Origin of the sequence: Streptosporangium sp. NPDC006013, assembly GCF_040614275.1 — a bacterium.
GTDB lineage: Bacteria > Actinomycetota > Actinomycetes > Streptosporangiales > Streptosporangiaceae > Streptosporangium.
Genome location: NZ_JBEXUE010000030.1, coordinates 1 through 22,296 on the forward strand (window position 1 = coordinate 1; position 22,296 = coordinate 22,296).

A 22,296-nucleotide genomic window follows, 5' to 3' on the forward strand; every position below is an offset into this window, starting at 1 on the left:
CGCGGCGGCCCTGGTCGCTGCCTTGGTCGATAAGGACATCTCGCCTCCAGGTCAGGGGGAGTCGAAGAACTGCGGGTCTGGGGACGCCGTCCGCCCCCGAGCGGCGTACGGCGTCAGGAGCCCGGCCGGGGCTCGGCGGATGCTCGGCCGGAGAGCCCGTCGACGGCTCATTCGACGGCTCATTCGCTGGCTCATTTGACGGCGCCCACGGTCACGCCGCGGGTCAGGGTCCGCTGGAAGATGAGGAAGAAGGCGACCGCGGGCAGGATGCCGAGCAGCGCCGAGGCGCTGGACATCGTGGCGTCCATCATCTTGTCCCCCTGCAGCACCCCGAGGGCGACCGGAACCGTCTGGTTCTCGTTGGAGATGAGGAAGACCAGGGGCAGGAAGAACTCGTTCCAGGTCCAGATGAAGAAGAAGATGAGCAGCACGCTCAGCGTGGGCCTGCTGATCGGCACGACGATCCGCCACAGGGCCCGCCACCTGCCCGCCCCGTCCAGGGCGGCGGCCTCCAGGATCTCGTGCGGGAAGCGGCCGAGCACCGAGGAGAGCAGGTAGGTCCCGAAGGCGCTCTGGATCACCGTGAAGATGATGATCACCCCGAGCCTGGTGTCGTAGAGACCGGCCTGCTTGGCCAGGTAGTACAGCGGGTAGACCAGCGCCTCCTGCGGCAGCGTGTTGGCCACCAGGAAGACGACCAGGATCCACACCCGCCCGCGCACCCTGCCGATGCCGAGCGCGTAGGCGTTGAGCACCGACAGGACCGTCGCGAGCACGGCCACCGAGCCGCTGATCAGCAGGCTGTTCCAGAGCTTGCCGCCGAAGTCGACCCGGTTCCAGAAGTCGACGATCCCGTCGAGGTACAGCTCGCTCGGCAGGCTCAGCGGCCCGCCCGAGGAGTAGTCGGCCGGTGACTTGACCGCGTTGAGCGTGACGATGACGAACGGCACCAGCATCACGACGGCCAGCACGACCAGCGAGACCAGGACCGAGTACTTCCGGATCATGATTCCCTGTCCTGAACCCGCAGGAAGAAGACCGTCACCGCGATGATCACCAGGGTGAGCACGGTGGCGATCGCCGCGCCGTAGCCGACGTTGGCCTTCTCGAAGAAGTTCTGGTAGCTGAAGTAGGAGGGCACGAGCGTGGCACCGCCGGGGCCGCCCCTGGTCAGCACGAAGATCGGCCCGAAGACCTTGAGCGCGGCGATCGTGCAGGTCAGCAGGACCACGTAGATCTCCGGCCGGATCTGCGGGATCGTGATGTGCCAGAACCGCCGCCACCACGAGGCGCCGTCCATCTCGGCGGCCTCGTACAGCGCGGGGTCGACCCGCTGCAGCCCGGACATGAAGATGACCACCGGGTAGCCGATCTGGAACCAGACCATGATCACCATGACGCTCGGCAGCGCCCAGCCCGGGTCCCCCAGCCAGTTCCTCGGCTCCATCCCCAGCAGCCCGAGCAGCTCGTTGAGCGCCCCGAACCTGGGGTGCATGATCCAGCCCCAGACGATTCCGGCCACCGCGACCGGCAGCACCTGCGGCAGGTAGTACGCGGCCCGCAGCAGGCTGGCCGCGCGGGGGCCGACCTTCTTGCCCACGTAGTCGAAGAGCGTGGCGGCCAGGACGAGGCCGATGAGCGTCGGGACGATCGCCATCGCCACGATGAGCGCGACGTTGTTGCGGAAGGAGGACCAGAACCGCTCGTCGGCGAGGAGCCGGGTGTAGTTCTCCAGCCCGATCCACCTCGGGTCGCCGATCCCCTGCCAGCGGGTGAAGCCGATGCCGACGTTCATCAGGAACGGCACGACGATGACCGCGGTGAAGAGCACGGCGCTCGGCAGCAGGAACACCCAGTACCCGCGGTCACGAGACCTCGGCATCGGAGGTCTCCTTTCTCTGTTCTGTGCGTAAGCCCCGCGCCGTGACACCGTGATCGTCACGGCGCGGGCCGCGGGAGGGGTCAGTTACCGATGTCGGCGAGGTTCTCGTCGTACGGAGCGGCGATCTCGTCCAGCACCGCGTCGGGGGTCTTGGTGCCGTTGATGAGGTTCTGCACGCCCGCCACCAGCACGTCGTAGTAGCCGGGCGCCGGCCAGTCGGGGTAGAAGGCCAGCCCGTCGGAGGCCGAGAGCTTGTTGAAGTTCTCGATCAGCTCCTTGCTCTTCTCATCGGTGATCGCGGCCGTGTCGGCGGCCACCGGGATGCCGCCGGAGTTGCCGAGCAGGTTCTGGATGTCCTTCTTCATGGTGATGTCGATGAAGTCGTAGGCGAGGTCCTTGTTCTTGGCGTTCTCCGGGACGACCCAGACGTTGCCGCTGGACCCGGCGCTCATCGTGTTGCCCGGCCAGAGGAACGAGCCCCACTCGAAGTCCTTGACGTCGCTGACGAAGCGGCCGTACCACCAGCTGCCGGAGACCAGGATCGGGTACTTGCCGCCGATGAAGGAGACGCCCATGTCCTCGGCCTTGATGGCGGCGGAGTCCTTGTCGACGTAACCCTTCTTGACCCAGTCGGCGAAGGTGTCGGCCGCGTACTTGAACTCCGGCCCCTTGAAGTCGACCTTGCCCTTGTAGAGCTGGAAGGCGTCCACCCAGGAGCGCTGCGCCTTGCTCAGCGCGAGCTGGTAGAAGATCTGCTGCGCCGGATACTCGGCGCCGCCGACCGCGATGGGGGTGGTCCCCGCCTTGACGAACGTGTCGAGGGCGGCGGTGAACTCCTCGTAGGTGGTGGGCACCTCGACGCCCGCCTTCTTGAACGCGTCCTTGTTGTAGTAGACCATCACGTACTCGGCGTAGTTCGGGACGCCGTACCACTTGCCCGCGCCCATCACACCGCGCTCGTCGTACCTGGCGGTGGTCTGGATCGAGGGGCTGAGCAGCTTGTCCCAGCCCCGCTTGGTCACCTCGGGGGTGAGGTCGGTGAGCAGCCCCTGCTTGGAGAGCAGCCCCGCCGTGGCGTTGCCCTTGTTGTACTCCATGACGTCGGGGGCCTCGTCCGAGTTGAGGATCATGCCCGCGGACTGGCGGATCTGCTCGAACGCCTTCTCCTCGAACTTGACCGTCACGTTCGGGTGGGTCGCCTCGAACTGCTTGACGGCCTCGGCCCAGGCCTTGCCCATCGCGCTGTCGGCGCCCTCGTAGTGCCAGAGCTTCAGGACGCGGGGGCCGTCCGCGGCGGGCTTGTCCGCCGCCTGCTCGGTGCCGCCGCAGGCGGCGAGCGCCGCGAGCGCCGCCACCGTGGCGACACCGACTCTCAGGTTGAACATGGTCTTCTCCTAGATGGTGGTGATGACGATCGGGACACTGGCCCCCACCAGCTCGACGCCCGCGATCCGCGCGCTCCCCGAGACGGTCACCCGCAGGCCCTCGCCCTCGGGGATCGCGGTGATCGTGGTGTCCCCGTCGTGGTCGGAGATCGTGGTGCTGCTCTCGCCCACGCCGTAGGCGACCAGGGTGATCTCCCCGAACGGCCCGTCCCCGACGGCGACGCCGGGCTCGGCGAGGACGGGGATGATCGCGCCGTACCTGACGAACAGCGGGATGCGGTCCAGCGGCGTGGCGACCGTGACGTACCTGCCGCCGGCCAGCACCTCGCCGGTCCAGTGGTCCACCCACCGCCCGCCCGGCAGGTAGACCTTCCTGACCTGCTCGGGTGAGGTCATCGGCGCCACCAGCAGGTCGCGGCCGAGGAGGTACTCCAGGTCCGCCTGCCAGGCCACCGGGTCATCGGGATAGTCGACGCAGAGCGCCCGCATCATCGGCGCCCCGGTCGCGGCGGCCTCGACGGCCGCCGTGTAGATGTACGGCATCAGCCGGTAGCGCAGCCGCAGCGCCTCGACCGCCTCCGCCTCCACCTCGGGGAACTCCCACGGCTCCCGGCTGGTGGTGCCGTGCAGGCGCAGCAGCGGGGAGAACGCGCCGAACTGGGTCCACCTGACGTACAGGTCGTCGGTGGGGCGGCCGGTGAACCCGCCCGCGTCGTGACTCCAGAACGGGATGCCGGACAGACCGTGCGCCAGCCCGCCACGGAGCGTGCTGCCCATCGCCGGGTAGCTGGTGAAGGTGTCGCCGCTCCACTGCGCCGAGTGCCGCTGCCCGCCGAGGAACGACGAGCGCGCCCAGACCATGCCGTGCCCGGCGATCTCGCGGGTCACCTCGGAGACGGCGTCGTTGAAGAGCAGCGTGTAGACGTTGTGCAGGTCGGTGCCCGACATCCCGTTGGCCGCGACCGCGTCGTGCGGCACCCCCTCGGCGAAGTCGGTCTTGAAGACCTGGACGCCCTGTTCGAGCAGCGGGCGGAGCAGTCCCTGGAACCACTCGGTGGCGGCCGGGTTGGTGAAGTCGACGATGCCGCAGGCCGGGTAGGAGCCGTGCCAGCAGTCGGCCACGTAGACCTCGCCATCAGGCTTTTTCAGGAAATATCCGTTCTCAGCCGCTTCCGGGAAGGCCGGGCTGAGGTGGGAGATGTACGGGTTCATCCACAGGCAGACCTTGAACCCCATCTCGTCCAGCTCGGCCAGCATGCCGGTCGGGTCGGGAAAGCCGCCTGCGTCCCAGCGCAGGTCGGACCAGTGCCCGTCGGTCTGCCAGTAGGTGTCCAGGTGGAGCACGTCGCACGGGATGCCGCGCTCGCGGATCCGCCGCGCCCTGGCCATCACCCGCTCCTGGGTGTCGACGAAGAACCCCGAGGAGATCCAGGTGCCGAACGCCCACTTCGGCGGGAGCAGCGGCGCGCAGGTCAGCAGGTCGAACCGGCCGAGCACCTCGGACGGGGTGGGCCCGGCGATCACGTAGTAGTCGATCAGGTCGTCCGGGACCACGATCTGCACGCAGCTGTGCGTGGTCTGGCAGACGTCGAACTCCACCGGCGTCCCACTGTCCACCAGCACGCCGTAACCCCTGCTGGACAGGTAGAACGGAACGTTCTTGTACGCCCGCTGCGACTCGGCGCCGAACGCGTCGAAGTTCCACATGACCGGCCGCTGGCCGCGCTTGTCGAGCCGGGTGAACGACTCGCCGAACCCGCTGAACGCCTCGTCGGCGGGGGCGGCGAAGCTCTCGTGGTAGCCGACCACCGCACCGTTCGAGCTGGAGCGGCCGAAGGGCAGCGTGCGCAACCGGCCGCTGATGTCGGTGTGCCCCCGGTCCTGCTCCAGCAGGGGCGCCCCGCTCGCGTCGGTGAACCTCAGATGCCAGGGCGCAAGGGTGATCTCCGCACGGAGCGAGCCCGCGTCCAGCAGGATCGTCCCGTCCAGGCTCTCCACCCGCGCCCCGGCGAACTCTCCCGGCGTGACCATGGAGATCGCGGCGGCCGACCGAGTCCGCGCGTCCGCGTCCTGGCCGAGCCGGACCCGGATCACCCCCTCGCCCGCCACGCTCACCTGGACCAGGAGCGTCTCCTCGGCCGATGTCACGGCCTTCAGGATCACCCCTGCCGCATCGGAGGCGACCGGCTCAGCCGAGATCAACGCCGACAGGCCCCCCTCACCGTGCGAGCGTACGGGCAGCTCAGGTGGGTCGGCGACGAAGTACTCGTGCGCAACCAACGGGGGACGGTAAGGCATGGGAACTCCAGCGCTCGAGCCTGCATCTGCCGAGTTAGTTTTACGTCCAAACCAACAAACGTCAATGCCTGCACCTGCCGGAGCTCACCCGGACCCCCCTCTTCGAGCCCGTACGCACCTCGCCTCGAAGGCGACCCGTCATCCCCGAAGCCGCGCCTCACGGCAGGACGGGCGGGCCGGATGCCCGTCCGGCCCGCCCGTGACGCCTCCTGGCACCGCGACGTCATCGAACGCCGCGCTCACCCACCGGCACGGGTTCGGTCGGTCCTCGGTCAGTCCCCGTAACCACCCGAAGCGCACAGGGTCCTGTCCCTCTCGACGATCTCCCGGGCGTTCTCAGTGCGGCACTTGCGGTTGACCACGTTGGCCACTCCCCGCAGCGTCTCGGCCTTCTCGATCACGGCGTTCCAGTCGGTGCCGGGCCGCATCTTCAAGGTGAACGACTCGTTCATGTCCTCCACGTCGAGGATCTCGGACAGCTTCCCGGACGGCCCGTCCTCGCGACGCAGGTCGGCGTAAGCCTCCTGCTTACTCACGAAGGAGATCGCCTCCACCTGCGGCATGGCCCCGAGCGTCCGCTCGATCACCGCCACGTCCCGCGACGTGGCGGCTTTGCCACCCAGAATGGGTTCCGGCGGCGGACCGAGGCCACCGTCGTCCACGGCGAAGCCACCGCCACCGCACAACAGGAAGGGCGAGTCGTCCTTGCAGAGGAACACCACGATCTCAGGGTCCCCCTCGCGCCACACCTCCCGATAACCCGTAGCGGCGGGCGTGGGCGGCCGCCCCTCACCTGGCCCCCGTGCGATCACCGTCGTCGTCGTCACCACCGCGACGACTGTGGCCGCGGCACCGACCGCGGCCATGAGGCGCGGGAGCGGGCGCGACCATCGCCGTCGCGAGGCCGGCGGGCCCGCCACGGCGAGCCTCCGGCGCGATCCTGGCAGCCGGATCGAACGCCGGGCTACCCGCCTGAGCCACCCGGAGACGCCGCGTTCGGACTCCCCGGCGACGCCACGAAGGCGGTTGAGTGCGGAGGCGACCGCCTCTGGCCGCGGAGCGGGCTGGGCCTCGGCCCGGTCACGAAGCAGGTTCATCTCATCCATCGTGTCGTCTCCCCTTGCTTGCGACGTCCCTGTCCAGAACCTTCCTGACCTGCCTGCGGGCCCGGTTCAGGCGGGACCCGACGGTGCCAACGGGGATGCCCAGGGCGTCGGACACCTCCGCGTAGCTGAGCTCGCCGTACGCGACCAGCAGGAGTGCCTCCCGGTCACCGGCTTTCAACACGGCGAGCGCGCCCGCCAGGCGGCGCTGCGCGAGGTCGGCGTCGGCGCGGTCCACCGGTGACACTCCCGAGTCGGTGACGGAGGCGTCCCTCGCCCGCTCCAGCGCGCGGTACAGGCGCACCTCGTCCCTGCGGTGCCGTCTGATCAGGTTGGTGGCGATGCCGAACAGCCACGCGCGCGCGTCGTGACGGGACAGGTCGTAGCGCTCCCGCTGCCGGAAGGCCGCGAGGAACGTCTCCGCCGCGACGTCGTCCGCGGCGTCGGCGCCCAGTCTGGCGGAGGCGTACCGATGGATCGCGGCGAAGTATTTGTGGAAGACCTCGGCGAACCGTTCCGGATCGCGCAGCGACAGCCGGATCACCTCGGCGTCACTCGCGACCGCGGCCTCCACCGGCACGGCGTCCCCTGCCACGTCGTCCCCGACCGCCTCGTCCGTGAGGAACGATGCCGGAAAGGCCAGGTCGGGAAAGACGCGATCGGGCGGACGATCGCTGTTTACTCTCATGCGGAGGATGCCTTTCGTGGGGCAACGGACGCTGTTATTGCCCGCACCCCGCCGCCGTCTTCACGAGAAGGCTCACATGCCGCCGCCGATCCGTACCCGACACTCCCGAGACCCAGCACGAATCCCGCCCCTCGCGCGGGTCGTTCGCGGGTTTCGCGGGTGAGGGAGACCTGGACCAGGGCCGAAGCCGAGGGCGCCCTCTTGAGCCCGGCCCGCCGCGCGTGGATAATTAGTTTAGTTGCCATCCAAACAAAGGGGAGCCGTGGACTGGTCGGAACGGCTCGGCGGGCTGTGTTACGGCGGGGACTACAACCCCGAGCAGTGGCCCGAGGAGGTCTGGAAGGAGGACGTCGAGCTGATGCGGCGGGCCGGGGTCAACCTGGTCAGCGTCGGGGTGTTCTCCTGGGCGCGGCTGGAGCCCGCACCCGGCGTGCACGACTTCGGCTGGCTCGACCGCGTCCTCGACCTGCTGCACACCGGCGGGATCGGGGTCAACCTGGCCACCCCGACCGCCTCCCCTCCCCCCTGGTTCGGCCTCGCCCACCCCGACGCCCGCACCGTCACCCCCGGCGGCACCCGGCTCACCCACGGCAGCCGCGACACCTACTGCGTGCACTCCCCCGCCTACCGCACCGCCTGCGCCGGGATCGCCCGTACGCTCGCCGACCGCTACCGCGACCACCCGGCGCTGGCCATGTGGCACGTGCACAACGAGTACGGCACCACCTGCCACTGCGAGCACGCCGCCGACGCCTTCAGGATCTGGCTCCAGGCGCGGCACGGCACCCTGGAGGCGCTGAACGACACCTGGACCACCTCGTTCTGGAGCCAGCACTACTCCGCCTGGGAGCACATCACCCCGCCCCGCGCCACCCAGTACCTGCCCAATCCCGCCCAGGTCCTGGACTTCCGGCGGTTCGTCTCCGACGCGATGCTCGACCACTTCCGCGAGCAGAAGGCGGTGCTGCGCGAGCTCACCCCGGACGTCCCGATCACCACGAACTTCGTCCTCGGCGACTGGGTCCCGGTGAACCAACGGCACTGGGCGGCCGAGGTCGACCTGGTGGCCATCGACCACTACCCGTCCGCCGACCCACCTGCCGAAACCGCCTTCGCCGCCGACCTGGCCCGCGGCTGGGCCTCGGCTCCGACGCATGGTTCGACCGGTCCGACGCATGGCTCAGCCTCCGACCCGGCGCACGGCTCGGCCTCGCATCCAGCGCACAGCTCAGCCGATCCGACGCGCGACTCGGCCGACGACCCGGCGCACGGCCCGGCCGCCGGGAAGCCCTGGCTGCTGATGGAGCAGGCGGTGGTCACCTACACCGGCCCCCGGATGCTCGCCAAGCGGCCCGGCGAGATCACCAGGCTGAGCCTGTCGCACATCGCGCGGGGCTCGCGGGGGGCGATGTTCTTCCAGTGGCGGGCCTCCCGGGGCGGCGCCGAACTCTGGCACGCGGGCATGGTGCCGCACGCCGGACCCGACTCCCGGATCTTCCGAGAGATCTGCGACCTGGGCGCGCTGCTGCCCACCCTGGAGGACGCCTGCGCGGCCCCCGTCGAGGCCGGGGCCGCGATCCTCTGGGACGTCGAGGCGAACTGGGCGCTCCAGGCCCCCGGCCTGCCCTCCACCGAGCTGAACTACACCGAGGCCGTACGCCAGGTGCACCGGGTGCTCTACCGGCACGGCGTCACCGCCGACCTCGTGCACCCCTCCGCCGACCTGTCGGCGTACCCGCTCGTGCTCGTTCCGAGCCTCTACCTCATCTGTGACGCCGACGCCGAGAACCTGCGCCGCTACGTCGCGGGCGGCGGCACCCTGGTGGTCTCCTACCTCAGCGGCGTCGCCGACGAGCACGCCCGCGTCCGCCTCGGCGGCTACCCCGGCGCCTTCCGCGACCTCCTCGGCATCAGAGTCGAGGAGTTCCACCCCCTGCCCCCCGAGGTCACCCTCACCCTGTCCGCCCCGCCCCCGAACGGATCCGGCCTGCGCCCGGCCGATCCCGTACCCACCGAGGCCAGAACCTCGGCGCGCATCCCCGACCAGGCCGAACCCCCCACGCGGTCCCGCCCCGGAGCCGGCACCTTCGACCAAGCGGAGACCGGCACCTTCTGGAGCGAGCACGTACACCTGGAGGGCGCCGAGGCCCTGGCCGTCTACACCGGCCCGCACACCCTGGGCACCCCGCTCTCCGGCCAACCCGCCATCACCCGCCACCCGTACGGCTCCGGCACGGCCCTCTACATCTCCACCCGCCTGACCGACGCCGCCTACGCCCGCCTGCTGGGCCTGTCCCCCGCCCCCGTGGAACTCGTCCGACGCGGCGACTGGCTCTTCGCCATCAACCACGGTGATGAGGAGCGGGAAGTCGAGGGCCTGCACCTGCCCCCGGGTGGCTTCGCCGTACGAGTGCACGATGACTCGAAGCCCTGATTGGCTGCGATCCTCACCGACCCCCTCGTTCATGCTCTACATCGCGATTCCGTGGAAGTCGCCGGTGATGCGGTAGCCGACGCCGGGTGTGGTGGTGATGATCGGAGGGTTGCCGAGTTTGCGGCGTAGGCGGCCGATGGTGACGGTGACGGTGTTGGTGAACGGGTCGGCGTGTTCGTCCCAAACTTGTTCGAGCAGGTCCTCGGCGCTGAGGAAGGCGGGGGCGGCGCGTAGGAGGGCTTCGAGGAGGGCGAATTCCTTGACCGACAGGTCGAGTTGACGGCCGTCGCGGATGGCTGTGCGGCGCAGGGGGTCGAGCTCGACGCCTGCGGCGCGTAGGGTGCGGGCGCGGGCGAAGGGTTGGCGGCGGGTCAGGGAGCGGATGCGTACGACCAGTTCGGGGAAGTGGAAGGGCTTGGCGAGGTAGTCGTCGGCCCCCAGGGTCAGGCCGCTGACCCGGTCGCCGGGCGAGCCGGCCGCGGTCAGCATCAAGACCATGACGCGGTCATCGCGTTCAGTGATCATCTGGCAGAGGGTGTCGCCGTGGATTCCCGGCAGGTCGCGATCAAGGACGACCACGTCGTAGGCGTTGAGGTCGAGTTTGGCCGCAGCCTCCAGGCCGTCATGCGCCACGTCCACGGCCATGCCCTGGTCGCGTAGCCCCTCGGCCAGGACGGCCGCCAGGGAGCGCGCGTCCTCGACCACCAGCACCCTCACACCGGGACACCTGCCTGCACGGCCGCCAGAGGCAGCGAGATGGCGACCTGGAGGCCGCCCTCGGGCCGGGCACGCAGATCCAGGCTGCCACCGTGGGCTGTGGCGACGGCGGCGACGATCGACAGTCCGAGCCCGGAGCCGTTGTCGGAGCCGGTCCGGTCCGCGCCGAGCCGCTGGAACGGCTGGGCCAGCCGCGCGAGCTGCTCCTGGTCGAGAACTCGCCCGCCCGTCTCCACGATGAGCCGCGCCGTCGCGCCGTCGGCCGTGGCGGCGACCCGGATCCAGCCGCCGTCGTGGTTGTGGGCGACCGCGTTGTCGATCACGTTGTCGACCATACGGGACAGGAGCGTCCGGCTTCCCCGCGTCCAGGCACTGTCGTGGACGTCGCCGTGGTGGACGGTCAGGCTCTTGTCCGTGATGTCGGCCGCCCGGGCGTCCAGGGCGGCGGACACCACGCGGCCGAGCGAGATCGTCGCGCGGTCGGACAGGGCGCCGTGCTGGGTGCGGGCGAGCATGAGGAAGCCTTCCAGAAGCCGGTCGATCTGGTCCAGTTCGGTACGGATCCGGCCGGCGAGAGCGATCGTCTGCGCCGGTACGGGCTCCGGCTTGGCGATGGCCACGTCCAGCGATGCCCGCATGGTCGCCAGCGGGGTGCGCAACTCGTGGGAGGCGTTGGCGACGAACCGGCGCTGCGCGGCGAAGGAGCCCTCCAACCGTTCCAGCAGCCCGTCGATGGTGTCGGCGAGGTCCTTCACCTCGTCGGCGGGACCCGGCACGGCCAGCCGCCGGTGCAGGTTGTCGGCGGAGATCTGCCGCGTGGCCGCGGTGATCGTCCGCAATGGGCGCAGCACCCGGCCCGCGACGATGCGGCCCAGCACGACCGAGAGCACGGCCATGACAGCGAGCGCGACCGCCGAGCCGATGAGAAGCCGACGCGATTGGGCCGTCTGCGTCTCCGACAGCTGGGCCTGGAGCCGACCGATGAGGTCCTGGGCGGCCGCGAGGGTGGGCTGGCCCGGCGGGTTGCCGAGGGGCGCGGTCTCGCTGATCCGCGTCCCGCTCAGGCCAATGAGGTTGGTGATGACCAGCAGCCCGACGGCGGACACGAGGAACGCGCCTCCGTACATGACGGTGAAACGCCACCGTACGGTACGGATCGGCAGCGCCAGACGTCGCGGCATCCTCATCGGTCCCCTCCCGTTCCATGCAGGTCTCCAGGATGCCGTGCCGGACCTAACAGCGATGTGACAGCCTCCGTTCGGCCCGTGTTAGCGCCTTTTCCGTACAACCGAACGCATGCAAGCAACCATCGAAGTCACCGGGCTGCGCAAACGGTTCGGGCCGACCGTGGCGCTGGACGGCATGTCCTTCACCGTGAAGCCGGGACAGGTCACCGGGTTCGTCGGGCCCAACGGCGCGGGAAAGTCCACCACCATGCGGGTGATCCTCGGCCTGGACGCGGTTGAGAAGGGCAGTGCACTGATCGGCGGGCGGCCGTACAGGAGCCTGCGCACCCCCCTGCGCCACATCGGCGCGCTGCTGGACGCCGCCGCGCTGCAGCCCAGCCGCAGCGCGCGCAACCATCTGCTGTGGCTGGCCCACTCCCAAGGGCTGGGCGTCAGGCGGGTGGATGAGGTAATCGAGCAGGTCGGGCTGACCTCGGCTGCCCGGCGCAAGGCGGGCGGCTTCTCGCTGGGCATGCGCCAGCGGCTCGGGATCGCCGCGGCGCTGCTCGGCGACCCGCCGGTGCTCATGCTGGACGAGCCGGTCAACGGGCTCGACCCCGAGGGCATCGTGTGGATCCGCGGCTTCCTGCGCTCGCTGGCCGCCGAAGGACGCGCCGTGCTGGTCTCCAGCCACCTGATGAGCGAGCTGCAAGATGCCGCCGACCATCTCGTGGTGGTCGGCCGCGGCCGGGTCATCACCGACACCAGCGTGGCCGACCTGATCGCCGCCACCTCCAGCGGCCGCGTCACGCTGCGCACGACGGCACGCGAGCACGCGATGTCGGCGCTGGCACACGCCGGTGCCACCGTGACCGTCATCGAACACGACACGCTCATCGTCTCGGGGCTGCCGGCCGAGCACATCGTGGCACTGCTCAACGCCAACGCGGTGCCGTTCTCCGAAGTGGCCGCCCACCGCGCGACGCTGGAGGAGGCGTACCTGGACCTCACCAGGGACGCGGTCGAATTCCGGGGGGCAACGCGATGACCACCACCGTGAACCGCTCCGGACCTGGCGGCCCGGCCCGGCTGCTGCGTGCCGAGTGGACCAAGTTCAGGACGGTACGTGGCTGGGTGATCGCCATGACCGCGGGAGCGCTGGTCATCGTGCTGCTCGGCCTGTCGTCCGCCTCAGGCAGCCATGCCTCGTGCGCCAGCGGTCCCACCGAGGTCGTCTGTCCTGCGGTTCCCGTGGGGCCGGGCGGCGAAGCCGTGGAAGACAAGTTCTACTTCGTGCACCGGACGCTGGCCGGCAACGGCAGCATCACCGCCCGGGCGACGTCCATGACCGGCCAGATCCGCAAGCCCGACGTCACCCCCGGCGTTCGGAACGTCGTTCCCGGACTCGTGCCGTGGGCGAAGGCCGGAGTCATGGTCAAACAGAGCACCAAGCAGGGTTCGGCCTACGCGGCGCTGATGATCACCGGCGCGCACGGGGTGCGGATGCAGCACAACTTCACCCACGATGTGGCGGGTCGTCCGGGCGGCGTGTCGGAGGACTCCCCGCGCTGGCTGCGGCTGACCCGCTCCGGTGACATCCTCACCGGGTACGAGTCCACCGACGGCACCGACTGGGCCGAGGTCGGTACCGCCCGCCTGTCCGGGCTGCCGGCCACGGTCGAGATCGGGCTCTTCGCCACCTCCCCCGGCGATCTGACGGTGACGCAGGGAGATCTCGGCGGGTCCGTCTCGGCAGCGCGCTTCACCGAGGCCACCGCCGTCTTCGACCGGGTCGATCTGGAGGGCCAGACGTCTGGCGACGCCTGGCGCAACGACGACATAGGCGTCACGAAAGCGCCCGACGGGTCATCCCACCATCCGGGCCGCGCCGGCGAATCCGGCGGCACGTTCAGCGTCACCGGAGTCGGCGACATCGCGCCGTCCATCGAGGGGCAGACCGTCGAGCGCACCCTCACGGGCGTGCTGACCGGGCTGATCGTGGTGATCGTGGTGGCGGTGATGTTCGTCACCGCCGAATACCGGCGCGGGCTCATCCGCACCACTCTGCTCGCCGTCCCGCGCCGCGGCCGGATGCTGGCGGCCAAGGCCTTCACGATCGGCACGGTCACCTTCGTCGCCGGACTCGCCGCCACCGCGATCACGCTGACGTTCGGTACCCAGATCCTGCGCGCCAACGGCAACCACATCCTTCCGGTGTCCTGGCTCACCGAGGTGCGTGTCGTCGTCGGCACGGCGGCACTGCTCGCCGTCGCCGCCGTGCTCGCCCTCGCCCTCGGCGCCCTCTTCCGGCGCAGCGTCGGAGCCGTCATCACCGCCATCGTGCTGATCGTGGTCCCGCACGTCCTCGCCACCACCTCCGTCCTGCCCGACACCGCGGCGCGATGGCTGCTACGCATCACCCCGGCCGCCGGCTTCGCGATCCAGCAGAGCATCCCCGAGTACGCCCACGTGCTCGGTCACTACGCGCCGATCGCCGGCTTCTACCCGCTGGCGCCGTGGGCCGGCTTCGCCGTGCTGGCCGGCTACGCCGCGCTCGCCCTCGGCCTGGCCGTCGTCCGGCTACGCCGGAGGGACGCATGACACAGCACCTGCACGCGGAATGGACGAAACTACGCACGCTGCCAGGCACCGGCCGGCTTCTGCTCACCCTCGTCACGCTGACCGTCGCCGTCAGCGCCGCGGCAGCCGCCGTCGTGTCCTGCACCTCGGCCGGCTGCGGCTACGATCCCGGCAAGATCAGCCTCTTCGGGATCCAAGCAGGCCAGGCGGTCGTCGCCATCCTGGCCGTACTGGCGATCAGCGGCGAGTTCAGCACCGGCATGATCCACACCACCCTGGCGGCGATGCCGGGACGGATCACCGTCCTGGCCGCCAAGGCCGTCATCCTCACCGGGCTGACGGTGGCCGCGGGGAGCGTCGCCGTGCTCGCATCCGCGCTGGCCGGGCGGCGCATCCTGCTCGACAACGGCTTCACCCCCGAGCTGCTGGCCCTCACCGGCGAGCCGATGCTGCGCGCCGCCCTCGGCTCGGTCCTCTACCTCGCGCTGATCGCCCTGTTCAGCCTGGGCATCGCCACCGCCGTACGGGACTCCGCGACCGCCATCGGCGTCGTCCTCGGCCTGCTCTACCTCTTCCCCGCCATCATCCTCATGGTCCCCGACGCGGACGTCGCCAAGCTCCTGTGGCAGATCTCACCGATGAACGCCGGGCTCGCCGTCCAAGCAACCACCCACCTGTCCAGCCTGCCCCTCAGCCCCTGGGCCGGCCTGGGCGTACTGGCCGCATGGTCCACCGCGGCGCTCCTGAGCGGCGGGCTACTGCTGCGGGCACGCGATGCATAGGGATAAGAGGTCCCCCATCGAGCATTTTGTTAGGGGCTTTAAGGCGCTGACGAATATCACCTAGCAGGAACCCTGCGAGATAGGGAGGCGGTGGACATAGGGCTTCGTGCCCCCTTGCCCGCCGAAGAGGTTACGCTTCGCCTGGCATCAAGCGGCTGGTCCGGCGACACCAACGAGATCAGCAAGGACTACTCGATCGGCTACGACAGCGCGATGCGCGCCGTCGCCGAAATCGCACAGGTTGCCATCGAGTTGGAACACCGGCCAGACATCGATATCCGATGGGACCACCTACGTATCGCCATGACCACTCACACGGCGGGCGATGTCGTAACAGAGCTAGATTTTCTTCTTGCCGCCCGGATCAACGAAATCACCGAAAAACACGGAGCCGCAACGACCTGATAGACCTAGCCAGCGACGCCCTGCCAACGCTGGCCTTGGCCTTTCGCCGGGAGGCGGGGGCTTGCGCGACGCGGACTCGGCCTCTCAGCTGATCGGGGTCTTCGGTGCAGCAGGGAGTGGCCGACGATTCCCCGGCTCCTTCATGCGTCGCCTTACCGGGGTCGGGTGACCGGGACCACGGTGAGCAAGTGGTCCAAGCCTTTGAAGTCCTTCGGGTTACAGGTGTAAAGGGGGAGCCGGTTCGCGATCGCCACGCAGGCGATCATCAGGTCGGCTGTTCGGGGGCGGGGTTTGCGGCCGGAGGCGATGACGGCGGTCCACAACTGGCCGTACTCGCGAGCGGCGTTGTCATCGAAGGGCAGCGGGTCGAACTCGGCCTCGGCGGTTTGCAGGATCCTCATCCGCTGGGCGAGTTCCTGCGCTCCACCGGCCGTCAGTACGCCGACCGACAGCTCCGCGGTGGTGATGGCGCTGATCATCATCTCGTCTGGCAGCTCGTCGGGGTCGATTCCAGCGCGCAGGATGAGGATGTTGGTGTCGAGCAACCCTTGAACGGGGGTCATTCCCCGTCCTCCGCGAACTCGCCTCTGCCATAGGCGCGGTCGTAGGGGTCGTAGAGGTCGTCGTTGACGTGCTGGTCCATGTCCTCGCGGTACTTTCGGTCGTCCAGGCACGGCATGCCGCGGGACACGGCGGCGAACTCGGCCCGCGAGACGGCCCGGCGCCGGCGGCGGATGGGAACCAGATCGCCGATGTGGTGGCCGTTGCGTGTGACGGCGTACCGCTCTCCGCGTTCCAGTCCATCCATGATCTCCGCTGACCGGTTGCGCAGATCGCGCTGGGAGATCTGGTGGGAGTGGTCAGGCTCAGGAGTGCTCACTCATCAACTCTACCTCCGCGTGCTACCTGGTGCTACTTGGTGGCACCAGAGTGTCGCCCGCGCTCCGCCACGTCTGCGTCGACCCTCGACACGGTGGCTCCGTCCTGGAGATCGGCAGCCGTGCGAGGACCGTACGGGTCATCGGTAAAACTTACGACCTTGAAGATGCGGGTCGAATTCGAATCGACCAGGCGTGCCGCGCGGCCGATCCGGTGCCCTGCCGGTCAAAGCGGGTTCGGAGACCGGCTGATCCACGACGTCGCGCGTGGATCAGCCGGTGCGGTACTCCACCCATGCCCGGCAAGCCGTAGCGGTCCTCGCACGCTTCGCCCGCAGATGAGCCGGGCCGACCTCGGCCAGGCGGGCGGCAAACAGGGCACGAGTCGCAGCCAGTGCGGTCACCTTCGGCGGTGACCAAGCGCGATCGTGGGCGATAAAGACGCGCTTAAGACAAATTAGCTGGTCAGAAGGGTGTCATAGCCCAGTCCGGTGAGCACGGTCAGAGGCGAGCGCACGGTCTCACAAACAATCGCGTTGAGAGGGCGTTTTGAGGGGGTATGAGTGATTGATGCCTGCATATCGGTAGGAGTAGCGTCCGGAAAATCAGTGGACGGCGTCGTTATGGTGCTCGTATGGCGATGGTGGATGTTGACCGTTTTGTTGCCGAAGGCTTCGTCAAGCTGGAGGCGGCCGTACCCCGGGAGCTCGGGGACGCGGCCAGGGCGCTGGTATGGCGGCAGATCGGCCTGTCGCCTGACGCCCCCTCTGGCTGGCAACAGCCCGTGGTATGGGCCGCCGACCTGACCGGCCACGGACCCTTCGGGGAGCTCGCGGGCAGTCCGCGGCTGCGTGAGGCGTTGGACGAGGTGGCCGGTCCCGGTGGGTGGGTGCCCCCCGGGGCCATCGGCAACATGCCGATCCGCTTCCCCGGTGTGGCGCCGGTCGACGATCGGGGCTGGCACATCGACGCCTCTGTGGCCCGGCCCGACGGCTCGTGGGCCGTGTCGGGACGGCCGGAGACGATGTTGCTGCTGGTGTTGCTGTCGGAGGTAGGGGACGACGACGCGCCGACCCGTATCAGGGTGGGCTCGCATCGGGACGCCGCCAGGATGCTGGGTGAGCAGGTGCTCGACCCGTTCGAGGCTGGGCCGCTACTGGATGCGGCTTCCAAGGACAGGCCGACGGCGTACGCGACCGGGCAGCCGGGCGACATGTACTTGGTTCACCCGCTGACCGTGCACGCGGCCGACGAGCACCGGGGGACGCGACCGCGTTTCATGGCCCAGACGCCGGTGTTCCTGACCGCGCCGGTCGCGCCGGGCAAGGGTAACGCCCTGGCACGCGCCGTACTGTAGTAAGCGCCTGCATCTCAAAGGGAGACGGCTTCCGTCCGTCTGAGCCTGGGCGGGCGCCTACCCGCGATGGTTCACTCGGGGCAGCGTGAACAGCCCGAGCTCGGGTTCAATGTCCTCCGCGAACTCGCCTCTGCTGTAGGCGCGGTCGTAGAGGTCGTCGTTGACGTGCTGGTCCATGTCCTCGCGGTACTTTCGGTCGTCCAGGAGCGGCATGCCGCGGGACACGGCGGCGAACTCGGCCCGCGAGACGGCCCGGCGCCGGCGCCGGGGTTGGCAGCGCAGGCGGCGCGCCCCCGGAGGAGATCGTGTCCTTCCAGCCATGCAAGAGTTGCATCGCCAATTCCGCCAAGGCAGCAATCACGCGGTAACGGCCCCTGCGGGCGGTGCCGAGCAGCGTGCTCTGCCCGGAGCCTGCGATCCGCCTTGTCACCGGTCAGGGCATCAGCTTCGACATCACCGCGGGCGGCAGTGACGGATTGGCGGCCGCCGCCTCCACCACTTGCCAGTCGTCATCGGCGAGCAACTCGACGATGACCTGTGGCGGCAGGTCGGGGTGGCCGGCGGCGAAACGGTCTGAACGCGCGACCGGAGCGAGGTCCTCGCCCCCTCCCTCGCCGTCCTGTGCGCGCTTCGGTAGCGATTGTCGTGGATGACTACGACCGGGCGGGCTGAAGGTCCCGCGCCGAGCGCCCGCGCTGCATCGCGATCTCGCGTCCGGAGCCGGGTCCGACGACCCGCTGCGGGTGATGGACTGGGTGAACCTGTTCGCGCTCGCGGTCAACGAGGAGAACGCCGCCGAGGTCGGGATCGAGCACAACCTCGGGCTCACCTGCGCCCCCGTCGGCGGCCTGGTGCAGATCCCCTGCATCGAACGCAACGCGATCGCGTCGGTCAAGGCGATCAACGCGGCCCGCCTCGCGATCAACGGCACGGGCAGACACAAGGTAAGCCTCGACAAGGCGATCAAGACCATGCGCCGGTGCTTGCCTGGCTCGACGAGCGGCGCTACGGCCTGGCCGCGCGCCATGGTCCGGGGCCACCGGATTGTGCGATGGTCTGTTGCAGGGTCTGGCACGTCTGGCCGAGACCTCCCAGCGCAAGGAAGGCTAGGTCCCCCCATGTTCAGCAAAGTCCTCGTCGCCAACCGAGGTGAGATCGCCATCCGTGCCCTTCGCGCGGCGTACGAGCTGGGGGCCGAGACGGTGGCGGTGTTCCCGTTCGAGGACCGGGGTTCGGAGCACCGGCTGAAGGCGGACGAGGCGTACCAGATCGGAGAGCGTGGGCACCCGGTGCGGGCGTACCTGAACCCGCGGCTGATCGTGGAGACGGCGCGGTCCGCGGGTGCGGACGCGGTGTATCCGGGCTACGGCTTCCTGTCGGAGAACCCTGAGCTCGCCGAGGCGTGTGCCGCGGCGGGCATCACGTTCGTGGGCCCGTCGGCCGATGTGCTCACCCTGACGGGCAACAAGGCGCGCGCCATCGCCGCGGCGAAGGCTGCCGGGGTTCCGACACTGGCGAGCATCGCACCGTCGACCGACGTGGACAGCCTGGTCGAGGCTGCCGCTGCGATGCCCTATCCGCTGTTCGTCAAGGCAGTCGCCGGTGGTGGTGGCCGGGGAATGCGCCGGGTCGATTCGCCCACTGGTCTACGTGATGCGGTGGAGACGTGCATGCGTGAGGCCGAGGCTGCGTTCGGGGACCCGACCGTGTTCATCGAGCAGGCGGTGGTCGACCCCCGCCATATCGAGGTGCAGATCCTGGCGGATGCCACGGGCGAGGTGATCCATCTGTTCGAGCGGGACTGCTCGGTGCAGCGGCGGCACCAGAAGGTGGTCGAGATCGCGCCGGCACCGAACCTCGACCCGGACTTGAGGGACCGGATGTGCGCCGACGCGGTGCGGTTCGCGCGCACGATCGGGTACGTCAACGCGGGCACGGTGGAGTTCCTCCTCGACCGGGCGGGCATGTATGTGTTCATCGAGATGAACCCGCGGATCCAGGTCGAGCACACCGTGACCGAGGAGGTCACCGACGTCGACCTGGTGCAGGCGCAGCTGCGGATCGCCTCGGGTGCGACCCTGGCCGACCTCGGGCTCTCCCAGGACTCGGTGCGGCTGCGGGGCGCGGCCCTCCAGTGCCGGATCACCACAGAGGACCCGGCCAACGGGTTCCGTCCCGACACGGGCACGATCACGACGTACCGCTCGCCGGGTGGGGCCGGGGTCCGCCTCGACGGGGGTACGACCTACACCGGCGCGGAGGTGTCGGCGCACTTCGACTCGATGCTGACCAAGCTGACCTGCCGGGGCCGCGACTTCGCCACTGCCGTCGACCGGGCCCGCCGCGCGGTCGCGGAGTTCCGCATCCGCGGCGTCGCGACCAACATCCCGTTCCTCCAGGCGGTCCTGGACGACCCCGACTTCCAGGCCGGCCGGCTCACCACCAGCTTCATCGAGACCCACCCGCAGCTGCTGACCGCCCGGTCCAGTGCCGACCGCGGCACCAAGCTGCTGACCTTCCTCGCCGACGTGACCGTGAATCAGCCCCACGGCCCGGCACCGACGGCCATCGACCCCCTGGCCAAGCTGCCCACCGGGTCGGGCGCCCTCTCCGACGGCTCCCGTCAGCGGCTCCTCGAGCTCGGCCCCGTCGGGTTCGCCCGGGCGCTGCGGCAGCAGACCCCGGTGGCGGTCACCGACACCACCTTCCGCGACGCCCACCAGTCGCTGCTCGCCACCCGGGTGCGGACCAAGGACCTGCTCAACGTCGCCGAACACGTGGCCCGCACCACGCCCCAGCTGCTGTCGCTGGAGGCCTGGGGCGGGGCGACGTACGACGTGGCGCTGCGGTTCCTGTCCGAGGACCCCTGGGAGCGACTGGAAGCGCTCCGCGCAGCGGTCCCCAACATCTGTCTGCAGATGCTGCTGCGCGGCCGCAACACCGTCGGCTACACGCCGTACCCGACCGAGGTGACCGAGGCCTTCGTCCACGAGGCCGCCGCCACCGGCATCGACATCTTCCGGATCTTCGACGCCCTCAACGACGTGTCCCAGATGGCCCCCGCGATCCAGGCCGTCCGCGACACCGGAACCGCGGTCGCCGAGGTCGCCCTCTGCTACACCGGCAACCTGTCCGACCCCCGCGAGACGCTCTACACACTGGACTACTACCTGCGCCTGGCCGAACGCATCGTCGGCGCCGGCGCCCACATCCTGTCGATCAAGGACATGGCCGGTCTGCTGCGCGCCCCGGCCGCCCGCACACTGGTGACCGCCCTCCGCGAGCGCTTCGACCTGCCGGTCCACCTGCACACCCACGACACCCCCGGCGGCCAGCTCGCCACCCTCCTCGCGGCCATCGACGCCGGGGTCGACGCCGTCGACGCCGCCTGCGCCGCCATGGCGGGGACCACCAGCCAGCCGGCGCTCTCCTCGCTGGTCGCCGCGACGGACCACACCGATCGCGAGACCGGGCTCTCCCTCGCCGCGGTCTGCGACCTCGAGCCCTACTGGGAGGCCACCCGCCGCCTCTACGCACCCTTCGAGTCCGGACTGCCGTCCCCCACCGGCCGCGTGTACACCCACGAGATCCCCGGCGGCCAGCTGTCCAACCTGCGACAGCAAGCCATCGCGCTCGGTCTGGGCGAGAAGTTCGAGCAGATCGAGGGCATGTACGCCGCCGCGAACGGCATCCTCGGCAACATCGTCAAGGTCACCCCGTCGAGCAAGGTCGTCGGCGACCTCGCCCTCCACCTGGTCGCCGTGGGAGCAGACCCCGCCGCCTTCGCCGACAACCCCGGCGCGTACGACATACCCGACTCCGTCATCGGGTTCCTGGCCGGGGAGCTCGGCGACCCGCCCGGCGGCTGGCCCGAGCCGTTCCGCACCAAGGCGCTGGCCGGCCGCACCCAAAAGATCCCCACCGTCGGCCTGACACCCGACGAACGCCGCAGCCTGGAGACAGACGCCAGGCTCACCCTCAACACGCTGCTCTTCCCTGGCCCCACCCGGGACTTCCTCGAGTCCCGCGAGAAGTATGGCGACGTCTCCACACTCCCCACGTTCGCCTACCTCTACGGACTCCGGCCCGGCGAGGAGCACGAGGTCGTCATCGACGAGGGCAAGACCCTCATCCTCGGCCTGCGGTCGATCAGCGACCCCGACGAACGCGGCATCCGCACCGTCATGTGCACGATCAACGGCCAGCTCCGCCCGATCAACGTCCGTGACCGAGCCGTCTCCGCCGAGGCACCCGCCCAGGAGAAGGTCGATCCGGCCGACCCCGGGCACGTCGGCGCACCGTTCGGTGGCGTGGTCACCCCGGTCGTCAAGGTCGGCGACGTCGTGGCCGCCGGCGACACCGTTGCCACCATCGAGGCGATGAAGATGGAAGCCTCCATCACCGCGCCACTCTCCGGCACCGTGCGGCGCATCGCCCTCAGCGGCACGCAGCAGGTCGACGGCGGGGACCTGGTCCTCGAGATCACCCCCGCTTGAGGCGTGCCTGGCGAGTCAGGTGACGAGCCGCGTCCCGAGTGTGCTGGGCTTGGGAAGTCACACGCGGTGATCGCTTGAGCCTAAGAGCCTGCTGACAAAGAGATTTGGCGTCGAGGTGTGGCCAC

18 protein-coding genes and 1 pseudogene are annotated in these 22,296 nt (G+C 69.7%); 8 read left to right on the forward strand and 11 right to left on the reverse strand.

The genetic code is table 11. The features are described from left to right. Positions 1-191: 191 nt before the first annotated feature. The 6 genes from ABZ260_RS07345 to ABZ260_RS07370 all read right to left on the reverse strand — a co-directional run bounded on the left by ABZ260_RS07345 (position 192) and on the right by ABZ260_RS07370 (position 7,356). A complete protein-coding gene (locus ABZ260_RS07345) occupies positions 192-1,007 on the reverse strand; it encodes a carbohydrate ABC transporter permease (protein ID WP_355613927.1) in 816 nt (271 codons plus the stop codon). After that, positions 1,004-1,882, reverse strand: coding sequence for a sugar ABC transporter permease (locus ABZ260_RS07350; protein WP_355613929.1), 879 nt, complete (start codon positions 1,880-1,882; stop codon positions 1,004-1,006). Before ABZ260_RS07350 ends, ABZ260_RS07345 begins: the two co-directional genes overlap by 4 nt. 80 nt (positions 1,883-1,962) lie before the next feature. Then, positions 1,963-3,267 (reverse strand): extracellular solute-binding protein, encoded by a 1,305-nt coding sequence (locus ABZ260_RS07355; RefSeq protein WP_355555545.1) that lies wholly within the window; start codon positions 3,265-3,267, stop codon positions 1,963-1,965. A gap of 9 nt (positions 3,268-3,276) precedes the next feature. Then, complete coding sequence (locus tag ABZ260_RS07360) at positions 3,277-5,547, reverse strand: TIM-barrel domain-containing protein (protein WP_355613931.1); 2,271 nt, start codon at positions 5,545-5,547, stop codon at positions 3,277-3,279. 290 nt (positions 5,548-5,837) lie between these two features. Next, positions 5,838-6,662, reverse strand: a complete 825-nt coding sequence (locus ABZ260_RS07365; RefSeq protein ID WP_355613933.1) for a permease-like cell division protein FtsX — start codon at positions 6,660-6,662, stop codon at positions 5,838-5,840. Position 6,663: 1 nt separating this feature from the next. Further along, positions 6,664-7,356, reverse strand: a complete 693-nt coding sequence (locus ABZ260_RS07370; RefSeq protein ID WP_355613935.1) for an RNA polymerase sigma factor — start codon at positions 7,354-7,356, stop codon at positions 6,664-6,666. A 238-nt stretch (positions 7,357-7,594) separates the two neighbouring features. Here ABZ260_RS07370 and ABZ260_RS07375 point away from each other — a divergent pair, with 238 nt between their 5' ends. Continuing rightward, on the forward strand, positions 7,595-9,790 hold the full coding sequence (locus ABZ260_RS07375; RefSeq protein ID WP_355613937.1) for a beta-galactosidase: 2,196 nt from the start codon (positions 7,595-7,597) through the stop codon (positions 9,788-9,790). A gap of 36 nt (positions 9,791-9,826) precedes the next feature. On the opposite strand, the gene ABZ260_RS07380 is transcribed toward ABZ260_RS07375, so the two are convergent. Both ABZ260_RS07380 and ABZ260_RS07385 read right to left on the reverse strand, forming a co-directional pair. Beyond that, a complete protein-coding gene (locus ABZ260_RS07380; RefSeq protein WP_355613939.1) occupies positions 9,827-10,507 on the reverse strand; it encodes a response regulator transcription factor in 681 nt (226 codons plus the stop codon). Next, a complete protein-coding gene (locus tag ABZ260_RS07385) occupies positions 10,504-11,694 on the reverse strand; it encodes a HAMP domain-containing sensor histidine kinase (RefSeq protein ID WP_355613941.1) in 1,191 nt (396 codons plus the stop codon). The genes ABZ260_RS07380 and ABZ260_RS07385 overlap by 4 nt, the downstream gene beginning before the upstream one ends. 109 nt (positions 11,695-11,803) lie before the next feature. Between ABZ260_RS07385 and ABZ260_RS07390 the strand changes: the two genes are divergently transcribed. From ABZ260_RS07390 to ABZ260_RS07405, 4 genes are all read left to right on the forward strand, one after another. Next, positions 11,804-12,721, forward strand: a complete 918-nt coding sequence (locus ABZ260_RS07390) for an ATP-binding cassette domain-containing protein (protein WP_355613943.1) — start codon at positions 11,804-11,806, stop codon at positions 12,719-12,721. Further along, positions 12,718-14,274, forward strand: a complete 1,557-nt coding sequence (locus tag ABZ260_RS07395; RefSeq protein WP_355613945.1) for a hypothetical protein — start codon at positions 12,718-12,720, stop codon at positions 14,272-14,274. The genes ABZ260_RS07390 and ABZ260_RS07395 overlap by 4 nt, the downstream gene beginning before the upstream one ends. After that, entirely contained in the window at positions 14,271-15,035 is a 765-nt protein-coding gene (locus ABZ260_RS07400; RefSeq protein ID WP_355613947.1) for an ABC transporter permease, read from the forward strand. Before ABZ260_RS07395 ends, ABZ260_RS07400 begins: the two co-directional genes overlap by 4 nt. A 90-nt stretch (positions 15,036-15,125) precedes the next feature. Next, positions 15,126-15,440 carry a 4a-hydroxytetrahydrobiopterin dehydratase gene (locus tag ABZ260_RS07405; protein ID WP_355613949.1) on the forward strand — a complete coding sequence of 105 codons (315 nt, stop codon included), beginning with the start codon at positions 15,126-15,128 and terminating at the stop codon, positions 15,438-15,440. A 152-nt stretch (positions 15,441-15,592) separates the two neighbouring features. Here the strand turns inward: ABZ260_RS07405 and ABZ260_RS07410 are convergent, their stop codons facing one another. Further along, positions 15,593-16,003, reverse strand: a complete 411-nt coding sequence (locus tag ABZ260_RS07410) for a type II toxin-antitoxin system VapC family toxin (protein WP_355613951.1) — start codon at positions 16,001-16,003, stop codon at positions 15,593-15,595. Next, a complete protein-coding gene (locus ABZ260_RS07415) occupies positions 16,000-16,320 on the reverse strand; it encodes a prevent-host-death protein (RefSeq protein WP_355613953.1) in 321 nt (106 codons plus the stop codon). Before ABZ260_RS07415 ends, ABZ260_RS07410 begins: the two co-directional genes overlap by 4 nt. A gap of 632 nt (positions 16,321-16,952) precedes the next feature. Between ABZ260_RS07415 and ABZ260_RS07420 the strand changes: the two genes are divergently transcribed. After that, positions 16,953-17,675 (forward strand): phytanoyl-CoA dioxygenase family protein, encoded by a 723-nt coding sequence (locus ABZ260_RS07420; protein ID WP_355613955.1) that lies wholly within the window; start codon positions 16,953-16,955, stop codon positions 17,673-17,675. Between the two features lie 57 nt (positions 17,676-17,732). On the opposite strand, the gene ABZ260_RS07425 is transcribed toward ABZ260_RS07420, so the two are convergent. Further along, complete coding sequence (locus tag ABZ260_RS07425) at positions 17,733-17,996, reverse strand: hypothetical protein (protein WP_355613957.1); 264 nt, start codon at positions 17,994-17,996, stop codon at positions 17,733-17,735. Positions 17,997-18,421: 425 nt separating this feature from the next. Between ABZ260_RS07425 and ABZ260_RS07430 the strand changes: the two are divergent. Both ABZ260_RS07430 and ABZ260_RS07435 read left to right on the forward strand, forming a co-directional pair. Next, positions 18,422-18,595, forward strand: a pseudogene (locus ABZ260_RS07430) (L-serine ammonia-lyase, iron-sulfur-dependent, subunit alpha); the annotation flags it as partial. 198 nt (positions 18,596-18,793) lie between these two features. After that, the gene (locus ABZ260_RS07435) at positions 18,794-22,171 is read left to right on the forward strand and encodes a pyruvate carboxylase (protein ID WP_355613986.1); all 3,378 of its coding nucleotides are present in this window, start codon (positions 18,794-18,796) and stop codon (positions 22,169-22,171) included. The last annotated feature ends 125 nt before the right edge of the window (positions 22,172-22,296 follow it).

Excerpts from the sequence above, each read along its gene's own strand:
- ABZ260_RS07345 (WP_355613927.1), bottom strand. The coding sequence starts at position 1,007 with ATGATCCGGAAGTACTCGGTCCTGGTCTCGCTGGTCGTGCTGGCCGTC.
- ABZ260_RS07350 (WP_355613929.1), bottom strand. The coding sequence starts at position 1,882 with ATGCCGAGGTCTCGTGACCGCGGGTACTGGGTGTTCCTGCTGCCGAGC.
- ABZ260_RS07355 (WP_355555545.1), bottom strand. The coding sequence starts at position 3,267 with ATGTTCAACCTGAGAGTCGGTGTCGCCACGGTGGCGGCGCTCGCGGCG.
- ABZ260_RS07365 (WP_355613933.1), bottom strand. The coding sequence starts at position 6,662 with ATGAACCTGCTTCGTGACCGGGCCGAGGCCCAGCCCGCTCCGCGGCCA.
- ABZ260_RS07370 (WP_355613935.1), bottom strand. The coding sequence starts at position 7,356 with ATGAGAGTAAACAGCGATCGTCCGCCCGATCGCGTCTTTCCCGACCTG.
- ABZ260_RS07385 (WP_355613941.1), bottom strand. The coding sequence starts at position 11,694 with ATGAGGATGCCGCGACGTCTGGCGCTGCCGATCCGTACCGTACGGTGG.
- ABZ260_RS07390 (WP_355613943.1), top strand. The coding sequence starts at position 11,804 with ATGCAAGCAACCATCGAAGTCACCGGGCTGCGCAAACGGTTCGGGCCG.
- ABZ260_RS07395 (WP_355613945.1), top strand. The coding sequence starts at position 12,718 with ATGACCACCACCGTGAACCGCTCCGGACCTGGCGGCCCGGCCCGGCTG.
- ABZ260_RS07400 (WP_355613947.1), top strand. The coding sequence starts at position 14,271 with ATGACACAGCACCTGCACGCGGAATGGACGAAACTACGCACGCTGCCA.
- ABZ260_RS07410 (WP_355613951.1), bottom strand. The coding sequence starts at position 16,003 with ATGACCCCCGTTCAAGGGTTGCTCGACACCAACATCCTCATCCTGCGC.
- ABZ260_RS07420 (WP_355613955.1), top strand. The coding sequence starts at position 16,953 with ATGGCGATGGTGGATGTTGACCGTTTTGTTGCCGAAGGCTTCGTCAAG.
- ABZ260_RS07425 (WP_355613957.1), bottom strand. The coding sequence starts at position 17,996 with ATGGCTGGAAGGACACGATCTCCTCCGGGGGCGCGCCGCCTGCGCTGC.
- ABZ260_RS07435 (WP_355613986.1), top strand. The coding sequence starts at position 18,794 with ATGTTCAGCAAAGTCCTCGTCGCCAACCGAGGTGAGATCGCCATCCGT.